The 9,682-nt window shown below is 68.5% G+C and carries 9 protein-coding genes and 3 pseudogenes; 9 read left to right on the forward strand and 3 right to left on the reverse strand.

Annotation, left to right across the window (positions count from 1 at the left end):
- Window positions 1-649: 649 nt before the first annotated feature.
- The 8 genes and pseudogenes from OP79_RS58795 to OP79_RS47330 all read left to right on the forward strand — a co-directional run bounded on the left by OP79_RS58795 (window position 650) and on the right by OP79_RS47330 (window position 5,333).
- Entirely contained in the window at window positions 650-1,114 is a 465-nt protein-coding gene (locus tag OP79_RS58795) for a hypothetical protein (protein WP_033329415.1), read from the forward strand.
- Window positions 1,115-1,300: 186 nt separating this feature from the next.
- Window positions 1,301-1,611, forward strand: a pseudogene (locus OP79_RS58380) (transposase); the annotation flags it as partial.
- Between the two features lie 39 nt (window positions 1,612-1,650).
- Window positions 1,651-1,905, forward strand: a complete 255-nt coding sequence (locus OP79_RS58385) for a VOC family protein (protein ID WP_033329416.1) — start codon at window positions 1,651-1,653, stop codon at window positions 1,903-1,905.
- 225 nt (window positions 1,906-2,130) lie between these two features.
- A complete protein-coding gene (locus tag OP79_RS47315) occupies window positions 2,131-2,922 on the forward strand; it encodes a hypothetical protein (protein ID WP_245685718.1) in 792 nt (263 codons plus the stop codon).
- Between the two features lie 54 nt (window positions 2,923-2,976).
- Window positions 2,977-3,078 (forward strand): annotated as a pseudogene (locus OP79_RS57740) (cyclase family protein); the annotation flags it as partial.
- Window positions 3,079-3,568: 490 nt separating this feature from the next.
- The gene (locus OP79_RS57745; protein ID WP_245685719.1) at window positions 3,569-4,093 is read left to right on the forward strand and encodes a transposase family protein; all 525 of its coding nucleotides are present in this window, start codon (window positions 3,569-3,571) and stop codon (window positions 4,091-4,093) included.
- Window positions 4,094-4,284: 191 nt separating this feature from the next.
- Complete coding sequence (locus OP79_RS47325) at window positions 4,285-4,758, forward strand: nuclear transport factor 2 family protein (protein WP_033329417.1); 474 nt, start codon at window positions 4,285-4,287, stop codon at window positions 4,756-4,758.
- 77 nt (window positions 4,759-4,835) lie between these two features.
- Entirely contained in the window at window positions 4,836-5,333 is a 498-nt protein-coding gene (locus OP79_RS47330) for a TetR/AcrR family transcriptional regulator (RefSeq protein ID WP_245685720.1), read from the forward strand.
- A 136-nt stretch (window positions 5,334-5,469) separates the two neighbouring features.
- Here the strand turns inward: OP79_RS47330 and OP79_RS47335 are convergent, their stop codons facing one another.
- Both OP79_RS47335 and OP79_RS47340 read right to left on the reverse strand, forming a co-directional pair.
- Window positions 5,470-6,906, reverse strand: a complete 1,437-nt coding sequence (locus OP79_RS47335) for an NF041680 family putative transposase (protein WP_033329419.1) — start codon at window positions 6,904-6,906, stop codon at window positions 5,470-5,472.
- Between the two features lie 128 nt (window positions 6,907-7,034).
- Complete coding sequence (locus tag OP79_RS47340; protein ID WP_051745808.1) at window positions 7,035-7,526, reverse strand: MarR family winged helix-turn-helix transcriptional regulator; 492 nt, start codon at window positions 7,524-7,526, stop codon at window positions 7,035-7,037.
- Between the two features lie 76 nt (window positions 7,527-7,602).
- Between OP79_RS47340 and OP79_RS47345 the strand changes: the two genes are divergently transcribed.
- Window positions 7,603-8,856, forward strand: coding sequence for a multidrug effflux MFS transporter (locus tag OP79_RS47345; RefSeq protein WP_078492509.1), 1,254 nt, complete (start codon window positions 7,603-7,605; stop codon window positions 8,854-8,856).
- Window positions 8,857-8,992: 136 nt separating this feature from the next.
- Here the strand turns inward: OP79_RS47345 and OP79_RS47350 are convergent.
- Window positions 8,993-9,247, reverse strand: a pseudogene (locus tag OP79_RS47350) (Tn3 family transposase); the annotation flags it as partial.
- Between the last annotated feature and the right edge of the window lie 435 nt (window positions 9,248-9,682).

The following is a 9,682-nucleotide window of genomic DNA, read 5'->3' on the forward strand; positions in this document are numbered from 1 at the left end:
CTCACTGGAACGCATACGGGGCATCTGGGAGGACATCGCCCAGATGCCCGGCGTACGGGACACGGTCACCGCGCTCACCCTGTCCAGCGTCGTCAACCGCTCGCGAGGAAGGCGGATTTCAACGGCACCGGGGTGAGCAGCGCCATCGCCTCTTCCTCTCAGCGCGTGAGCGGGTGCAACGCTCAGCCGCGAGGGCTTCGGCGTACTGGGTTACCGCCTGGCGATCCTGCCCGCTCTCGCAGGCCGGCAGCAGTGCCGCCGTCTGTTCGTCGCACAGGTCGAGGCGGCGGCCGCACCTGCCCCCTGCCTGCCGACCGCAGGTGCGGCCGAAGGCGTTGGGTCATGGGACCGTGAGCCTCCCGCGAGGCCGGGTTGCGGTGCCCAATGACGGGGCCGTTCACGGGTACGCCGCCGACGCTCGCTGCATGCGCGGAAGCCGGCTCGCGGTTCAGCCGAGATGAGTCAGGTCACGCGTTGGTGGAGCTATCCGGTCGCGGATGGCGTTACCTCGTGCTCAGCGATCTCATTGGTTGAGAGTTCACCTACAAAAGATTAAGTAAGCCTTACCTAGGTATAGCGGCCGGGCCCCCTTGCCCACCTCTGGCATGCAGGGGCTCAAACCACCCTCTCTCACGTGACAGGACCTTCCATGCGTACGACCCCCCTTGGCGTCTTCGTGGCTCTTGCTCTCACTCCGCTGCTCGCAGGCTGTTTCGTGTCCGGCGAGCAAGGCACGGGCGCGGGCCCTGAAGGGGGACCGGGAGGGCGGCTCAGGGGCGCGCTCGCCGTCCCGCCGGCACAGGCCCTGTCCCCCTACAGCAACGACGCCACCGTGCTGAGCAAGCTCTCCGTCGCCGAAGGCCTCACCGCCCTGGACTACGAGGTGAACGGCGGCGTCGTCGACTCCGAGATCACCAGCATCGACATGAACACCGGCGCGATCAAGCAGGGCCCGGTCCTCACCAAGGCCGGCGAGTCCCTTGGCTTCCGGGAGCCGGAGGGCCTGGACATCTATCAGACGGCCGACGGCGAGGCCCGTCTCTTCCTCGGCTTCGCCTCGGGGTCGTCGGTCGACCGCCGCTCGAACTTGTTCTACAAGAACGCTCTGGTCTGACCCGGGCGAATTCCAGAGGTGGTCGCAACACGTGATCACTGACGTGTGATGGAGAGCAGTTTAGTACTCCAGTTGCAGTTCGCTATCGTCGCTGGTCAGGAGCCTGCTTCTGAGTGTAGCGAGCTGACTGGCCGTCATGTGGCGGGAGTTCGTGACCGGCGATGCTCGATCGCTGTTGTTCTGATCGTGCAAGATGATGAGTGCCCCGATGGGTGGGCGGGCGAGCTGGACGAGGTGTTGTTGCGGGTTGGCCACCGGTTCGGCCGGGCTGGTCTGCGGCGGCGGATGCGGGACTACGTGCGGGCATTGCTCGGGCCCGTTGGACGAAAAACAGCTGGCAGCTCACCGAGTACGCAGGTCACAGTGCCCCTCATGGGTTCCAGAACCTCCTCAACCGTGCCCGGTGGGACGCGGACGCGGTCCGCGACGACGTGCAGGCATACGTCGCCGATCGGCTTGGCGAGCCTGACGGTGTCCTCGTTATCGACGAGACAGGGGCGCGGTGCCGCTTGTGCTCGGGGCCGTCCAGGGAAAGCATGCTCGGACCGACAACCTGGGCGGTGGAGAAGCGGGGGTCGTCCACCGTGAAGTTCGCCGCCGCCGATGCCGATGACACCGTCAGCGCGGTGGAGGACAACGGCGGATCGGTGCTCATGCCGGCCGCCGACGTGCCCGACGTCGACCGGATCGCGTGGATGGCCGACCCCTACGGCGCGGAGTTCGCCGTACTGAAGCCGAACCCGCGCCAGAGCCAACAGTGTCCGATCATCGGGGCGTTGAGCTCGTCGTGAGGGATGCTCTGAGTTGTCGGATGCCGCGTGGGTGGTGACCGCGCCACCGTCGCCGCCCGCGGTCCGGCCGGCGACAGGTGGCGGAATCTCTGCCACGTGCTCCCGGTGCCGCAGCACGGAGACACATTCGGTTGAGCGTCTTCGGGGCGTCCTGACGTCAGCAGGTCTGTTTGTAAGCCCGCCACGGGGGCGCGGGAGTGCGGGTACGGTCAGCATTGCCGTCTCGTGCTGCTTCCGCGATGGGGCGGGGACGGGGGCCGTATGCAGTTCATCGAGGTGACCGAGTTGGCGGGGGTGCGCTCGGCGGTCATACGGTTTCGCAAGCCGGGGACGGGGCTCGAGTTCCTGCTCTTCCCGATGGTCCACCTCGGCGAGGCGGACTTCTTCCAGGAGGTGACGGTCCGGCTGCGCCGCCGCTGCGATCTGGTGATCGCGGAGGGCATAGGCAAGGGTTCGGTCAGCGCGGACGCGCTCGTGGCCTCGTACGCCCGGTTGGACGGGCACGAGCGGCTGGGGCTCGTCGTGCAGGACATCGACTTCGACACGCTCGGCATGCCCGTGGTGTGCCCCGACATGGGCGGGGAGGAGTTCGAGGAGGGTTTCCGGCGGCTGCCGTTGAAGGAACGGGTGATGCTGGCCGCGATGGTGCCGGCCGTCACGGCGGGCATGCGGCTGTTCGGCACCCGCCGCTACCTCGCCCGGCATCTGGCCACCGAGGACCTGCTGAGTGAGGCCGAGGAGGCGACAGCGGACTTCCTGCCGGGCCTTGAGGATCTGGTGATGCGGCGCCGCGACCGGCTGCTCGTGCGGGCGCTGATGGATTTCCACCGCGGTTCTGCGGACAGGACCGGTTCCTTCACCATCGGCGTCGTCTATGGCGCCGAGCACATGCGCGCCGCGGCCGACGCCCTGGTAGGCCTGGGCTACCACGCGTCGGACGCCGACTGGCTGACGGTTTTCCTCCTGGACCTCCCGGACAGGTCGGGCCCGCAGGGCACCCGGACCCGCTCGGGGTGAGCGTGCGCCGGATCGACGCGATGCGCGGCCACCGCACGCACGAGGACCGCCTGTGACGCGGTGCTGCTGTGCTCCGGACATGTCCGCCGCCCGGCGGAACTCGGTGCCTGGGACCCCGACATGGCGAGCGCGGGCTTCCACGTGGACGCCGTTCCGGGGGTGACGATGCGACGAAAGCGCCGACGCTGTTCGGGGGTGAGCTGGTGGAGGTCGGCGGTGAAGCGGGGGAGTGTCTCGTAGGTCGGCACGGTGGCCTCTTCCGGGAAGCACGCAGCCCCCGGCGGTTGCCGGGGGCTGGTCTGAGGGCGGGTCCGTATAGGGGGCGGGACTCCTTGGCGGTGGGTGGGTGTTGGCGTTTGTCGGTGCTCTGTGGTGTGAGTTGGGGGTGGTGTTGGAGCCAGGCCGGAGAGCGATGACACTCGCGCCGCCGGCCGGGGCCGCTTCCCGCCTGACGGGCACTCGGAAAGAAAGTAGCGCACCGAGGAACGGGCCTGGCTCGCCGACGTGTCGGCGGTCGTCCTGGTGACCTCGCTCCTCGAGCGCGCACGCGCCGCGGCCTGGGCGATCCGGGTCCGGGGCGCCGCCGTGGTCGATGTCGGTCTGGCGGCCGTCGACGTCGCCGCCGTCGTGTACGTCATGCACCGAGGTGGCCCGTTCCACCGTCGGCACCTGCTCGCCGAAGCCCGCCGGCACCTCGCCCTGGTGCTGCGCGGCCGCCGCCGCGAGCCGGGCCTGGACGAGCGGATCGTCGACGCCGCGCTGGCCGCGCACGGTACGGACGTCACCGAGCCCCGCATCGCGGGGCCGCAGCCCGCAGTACCGCCTCTACACCTCGGAGATCACCGCCTGTCGTCACGACCGGCTCACCGCCAGGCTGCGGGCGACCGGCCTCGGAGCCATCGCCGACCTGGGATTCGTCGGGCTCGACGACAGCGGTCCCGACGCCGATCCGGCGGTGATCACCGGCTACAAGGCCGCCCGGAACCGGCCGCTGACGCGAGGGCAGAAGCTGTCCAACAAGGCCCTTGCCGCAGTACGGGCGCCGGTCGAGCACGGCTTCGCCCATCTGAAGAACTGGCGCGTCCTCGGCAAGGTACGCACCGACTCGAAGTGGGCGACCGCCCTGGTGAGGGCTCTGCTGGTCCTGACGAACCGCGAAGTCTCCCGGTGACCGACGATCTTCGCCGAAGCGTGACGGGCACCGATGGTGCCGGGCCGCCGCCCGCCGCCGAGGGGGCGTTTTCTGAACGCCATCCTCTGCGTGAACCGGACCGGGATCGCTTGGCGTCACCTCCTGCTCGACCACCCGCAACGGCTGCTGACGTGTTAAGTTATAGGTCGACCACTAATGTAGGAGTGAAGATGACAGTCAAGGAAGACGACACCAGCCGCCGCGCCGCTGCCCAGCACGCCGTGGCCGAGCACCTGCGCCTCACCGCTGCAGGACACACTGAGGAGTGGGTGGAGCTGTTCGCCCCGGACGCGGTGCTCGAGTTCCCGTACGCGCCGGCCGGCGTGCCCCAGCGGGTGACGGGGCGAGACGCACTGGTCGAGCACATGGGCAACTTTCCCGAGACCTTTGACGTGGAGTTCGTCGACCTGGTGTTCCACGACACGGTCGATCCGAGTCTGGTGATCGCTGAATTCCGCTCGAAGGGCACGGCGCTGCTGACCGGCAAGCCGTACGAGCAGACGTGCATCTCCGTCGTCCGCACCGATGACGACGCATGCATCACTCACTACCTGGACTACTGGAACCCGCTGGTCGCGATCGAGGCCCTCACACCTTCCGAGGTGCCGGCCGAGTCCGACCGCAGCGTCACTTTTGGAGCCTGACAGGAAGCCGTGTTGGACTGACGCCCATGCCTGCCGCCGGTACTAGCACGAAGAGCGACGAACGACGTCGGGCCATCATGGCCGCCGCGGTCGATTGCTTCGCGCAAAAGGGTTTCTACGGTACGACGACGCATGAGATCGCCGAGTGGGTCGGCATCTCTCAGCCGTATCTCTATCGCCTGTACCCGAACAAGGAAGCGCTGTTCGCGGCGGTGGTCGACCACGTGTCCGTCGTCATGACCGACACACTGGTCGCGCACTCGCAGGCGTCGGGTGGGGCCGGGCCGGCGCCCGAGGCGGCGTTGGATGCGGCGCGCGGCGCCTACGCCGCGCTCGTCGCGGACCGGAGTATCCTGCGTTTCCTCATGCACGCGAACTGTGCCGCCGGCGAGCCGCTGGTGGGGCAGGCCGTGCGGCGGTGCTACGCCAAGCAGGTTGACACCGTTCGGCAGCTGCTGGGCGACGACGACGCCGTGCGGCGCTGGTTCGGCGCCGGAATGCTCGACAACGTGGTCGCCGTGCTGGGTCTGGCCGACATCGATGAGCCGTGGGCGCACGTCCTCACCGCTCGATGACCCGACACCGGCAGTTCGGCGACGACGGCCCCGAGTTCCGGCCCCTATCGACCGCGACGCCCGGCCCCACCGACCGGTCCACCAGCCACGGAACGTCACAGATCACCGGTTCTGACACGGCTTCTCACCTTGTTCCTTAACCTCGCTCGTCACGTTCGGTGATGCTCGCGGGGCGTTTGAGGGTCTTGCCGACGTCGTGGCGGGTGGCGGGGTGTCGGTTCCTGGAGCCGGGCGGGCGTCCGGGGCCGGGGCGGCTGAGTTTCGGTGCACGGGCCGGGCAGGCGAGGTGCGGGCGGAGGTGCCGGAACCCGCGCCGGACGCGAGTCGGTGTCAGGGCCGTGCCGGGGCGGGTGGTTTTCTCCCAGGGCTTGCGCCGGTCCGCCGCGAGCGGTCCGGCGAGGCGGAGCTGGGTGTGTGCGGCGATCACGAGCCAGGTCCAACGATCTGCTGCTTGCGGGTCACGTAGCCGTGGACGGGTCCAGCCGAGGGACTGCTTGAACAGGCGGAAGGTGTGCTCCAGGTCGAATCTGCGCAGGTAGCACGACCAGGCGAAGTCGACGTCGTCCGGCGTGGCGCCGGTGGCGGACGACCACAGCCAGACGGGCGGTGCGTCACGGTCGCCGGGCAGGTGATCGACGTTGAGCCGGATCAACGTGCCCTCGATGACGGGCAGTTCGCTGTCGTGGTCGATCCATGCGGAACGCTGCTGCAACTTGGGGTGCAGCCGGTCCCAGGCGCGGGCTTCGGCATTGCCGTAGCGGGGTGTGTCGTTCACCGTCATCACGGACGGCTCCGGCCACGAGGCGGGCCTTGCGAGGCTGAACTCCTTGCCGTGCTTGGCCGGCCGACCGCCCCTGGGGTCGTAGACACGCGGCGGCTTCGGCAGCCGAAGGACGCGGTCCGAGCGCAGGCGTCCCACCAGCTCGACGGGAAGGTCGCGCAGCACCCAGGCCAGGCGCATCACGTCATAGCCCGCGTCCATCACAACCAGGATGTTCCGGTCGCCGGGCTGCCACTGGCTGGCCGCGATCAGTCGCTCGACCACGGCCCGCAGCTGGTCGGCGGTGACGGCCGCGGCGTCGTCGGTGGGCCCGAGCCGGACCGCGTCCAGGACCTGCGTCCACGACGTGCGGTCCGGGGTGAGCGCGGCGACGAACGAGTACGGCCAGCCCGGGATGATCTGCGCGGCCTCACGAGAACGGCCATGGACGTGGCAGAACAGCCGTTCCGGCGAGCAGGCCGCGTCCGAACGCAGCCACGGGGAGACGTCCACGGTGAGCACGATCCGCCCGTCGAAGCGCGGCATCGGCAGGGATACCAGCAGGTCACGCAGGTCGTCGGTGTCGAGTCGGCCGTGGTTCAAGGCGCCGTACAGCGAGCCGTAGCCGCGCTGGTGCTCGGCGAGCAGGGACAGCTCGACCGGTGTCCGGGTCGGGCCATCCGCACACAACAACGCGTCGGTCAGCTCGAAGAACGCGTCCGCCCGCGCGGACAAACACCCGTAGAAGGCCGTCCGAAAGCGTGACAGTTCCGCGAACCCGTCCCGTTCGCCGACCGACGTCAGCACACTCATCCCCACGGCCTTCCTGGTGAACTCCGGTATCTCGTCGCAGAGTTCAGGATCACGAGGAAGGCCGCCCGCATACCCTGCGATCACTCCAAAGAGTGACCACACGACCGGGCCCGGGGTTAAGGATCAAGCTAATCGCGAGCGGTGCTGCGGAGGTCTCGCAAAGTGGAGCCGAGTGCACGCAGTGCAGGCGTCGCGGCGGTGAGTGCGGCACGGTCGTCGGCAGGCAGCGCGGCCAGGGCCTCGGCGAACAGGGCAGCCCAGGCATTCTCAATCCGCACCATTCCGTGCTGGGCGTCCAGCGTCGGGTACAGCTGTACGGCTCGACGGTCCTGTGGATCGGTCTCGCGGCGGATCAAGCCCTGGGCGACCAAGCCCCGCACGGTCGTGCTGGCGTTGCTTCCGTGTAGCCCGAGTTCGCGGGCGAGTGCGCCCGTTCCTGTGCCCGGAGAATCCAACACATAGCGCAGGACCTCCAGGTCCGACGGCGGTAGCGGAAGCAGTCCCGCCTCGTCGACCCCTCGCAGCCGCAGGACTCGAGCGAGGGCATATATGGCGGGGGTCAGCTGCCTGGCTTCGCGCAGCAGCGCATGGTCGTGGAGTTCGGCATCGCCCTTGGTCACCCTCCCATCCTAGCTTTTCCTATAGCTATATATCTATAGCAGCTGCGCTGCTGTCCCCTTCTTTCCCGGAGCGCCCATGACCTCCCATGCCCCCACCCCAGTCGGCCAGTCGGTGCCGAAGCCGGCGCCCCCGTCCCCGCCGGGCCGCCTTACCGCGACCCTCGCGCTGCTGTCCTTCGTGATCCCACTGTCCACGGACATGTACCTCCCGGGCTTTCCGGCCATGGCCCGGGATCTGGCTACGGACGCCGCCGGCGTCCAACTCACCCTCACCGCCTTCCTCTTCGGGCTCGCCGCCGGCCAGCTTGTGCTGGGTCCCCTCTCCGACCGGTACGGACGGCGGAAGCCGATCCTCATAGGAACCGGAATCTGCACATTGGTCACGGCGCTGTGCGCCGTCACTCCGTCGCTCGAGCTCCTGATCGGCCTGCGGTTCCTCATGGGGTTCAGCGGGGCTGCAGGTGTAGTCGTCGGCCGGGCCGTGGTCTCAGACGTCGCGTCCGGCACGGCCGCCGCGAGGATCTTCGGCATGCTGATGGCCCTGGGCGGCATCGCCCCCATCGTGGCGCCGCTGGCCGGCGGGGCAATGGTGAACGGCTCCGGTGGTTGGCGCACGGTCTTCTTGGTATTGGCCGGCGCGACCGCGCTCATGTTCCTGGCCGCGTTACTCCTCGTTCCGGAGAGTCTGCCTGCCGAACACCGACACGCCGGCGGCATCGGCGTCACACTCAAGGCCGCCGTCTCGGTCCTGACCGACCGCTTCTACCTCGGCTACACACTTGCCTTCTGCTTCGCCAGTGCCACCCTGTTCTGCTACATCGCCGCTTCCCCCTTCCTGCTGCAAAACGTTCTGGGCCTCAGCGTCGGCGAGGCATCCATGGCCTTCTCCGTCGGCGCTCTCACCGCCACCGCCTCCAGTGCCGCCGCGACCCGCCTCGTGAGCCGCTACGGCTCTCGGCTTTTGCTGAAGACCGGACTGGCCGTGCTACTGGTGTCGAGCGCCGTCGCCCTGCTCGTCACCGCCACGGGAAATCTCAACCGGGTGTGGGCCCTGGGCCTGGTCGGCATCGGCTTCCTCGGCCTCGGGCAGGTCTTCGCCACCGCCACCGCACTCGCCCTCGAACGCGTGCCGCACGCGGCCGTTACCGGTTCGGCAGTGCTCGGCACACTGCAAAGCGTCCTCGGCGCGGCCGTCGCTCCCCTGATGGGCGTGGCGGGCGGCCACACCGTCATGCCGCTCTTCCTCGGCATGACCGGCTGTGCGCTGATTGCCACGCTCGCACTGGGGTTGACCAGGCTAGACTCACATCTGGCACGACAGAAGCGATAGCCGCACAAGACGGCTGACAGTCGACATATGAACGAGCCACGCCAGCAGACGGCTCTCGCTGCACCACCCGGCCCACCCACTTCGGTGATCCTGGGCCCCCATGGTGCACCTCGGGGCGACGGACGGTGGTCTCGATCTAGCGTCGCGATCCGGGCACGGTCGAGAGCAGCAGGTCCAGCTGCTTGCTCATGTCGGAACGGAAGCTTCCGTACGAGTTGATGTTCGACCAGAAGAGCGCGGTCAGTCCGCGCCGGTCCTCGTCGGACAGCCTCTTCGCCCGGGCCGGTTCGGCGAGAACCTGCTGCAATAGCAGGGTGCTGAGGTGGACCAGCGCGGACTGGAACAGGTGGAGCGCGAGCATCCAGGTCTCGGCGTGCTCGACCAGTCTTGTCGCGTACCCACCCCCTGCCGTCGCGCCTTCAGGCGTTCACCCGGTCAGCTCAACGAGGCTTCCCAGCGCCAGGAAATGGCAGGTGCGAGCCCCTCGGAACCTACCGGCGTGCCGTTCCTCACAGGTGTGGCGTCAGTCAGGGAAGCAGATATTGATCGCGGCGATGCACACCGTGCTTTCGAAACGTCCCCAACGTCTCTCGCCCCCTGAAGTGCCATGGCCTGCGCAAACGCTCGGCAGCTCTAGATAACCGCGGCTGGATTCTGATCCACGCCGGGCAGAAGCTGGAGCGCCCCGCTCTGCGTGACCCGCTGGTCGCCACCGGGCTCGGCCCGTAGCGGGCCGATGGTCAGCGTCATGGCTTTCCTCGTTCGGGCTCAGGCCGCGGTGCGGCCGTTTGTGGTGATGAAGTCGATCGGCTGGGTGGTGCGGCCT

This window comes from Streptomyces yerevanensis, assembly GCF_000716805.1.
GTDB lineage: Bacteria > Actinomycetota > Actinomycetes > Streptomycetales > Streptomycetaceae > Streptomyces > Streptomyces flaveus.

Bases quoted from the DNA above. Each gene is read 5' to 3' on its own strand.
- OP79_RS47325 (WP_033329417.1), top strand. From the start codon at position 4,285: ATGACAGTCAAGGAAGACGACACCAGCCGCCGCGCCGCTGCCCAGCAC.
- OP79_RS47330 (WP_245685720.1), top strand. From the start codon at position 4,836: ATGGCCGCCGCGGTCGATTGCTTCGCGCAAAAGGGTTTCTACGGTACG.
- OP79_RS47345 (WP_078492509.1), top strand. From the start codon at position 7,603: ATGACCTCCCATGCCCCCACCCCAGTCGGCCAGTCGGTGCCGAAGCCG.
- OP79_RS58795 (WP_033329415.1), top strand. From the start codon at position 650: ATGCGTACGACCCCCCTTGGCGTCTTCGTGGCTCTTGCTCTCACTCCG.
- OP79_RS58385 (WP_033329416.1), top strand. From the start codon at position 1,651: ATGCTCGGACCGACAACCTGGGCGGTGGAGAAGCGGGGGTCGTCCACC.
- OP79_RS47335 (WP_033329419.1), bottom strand. From the start codon at position 6,906: ATGAGTGTGCTGACGTCGGTCGGCGAACGGGACGGGTTCGCGGAACTG.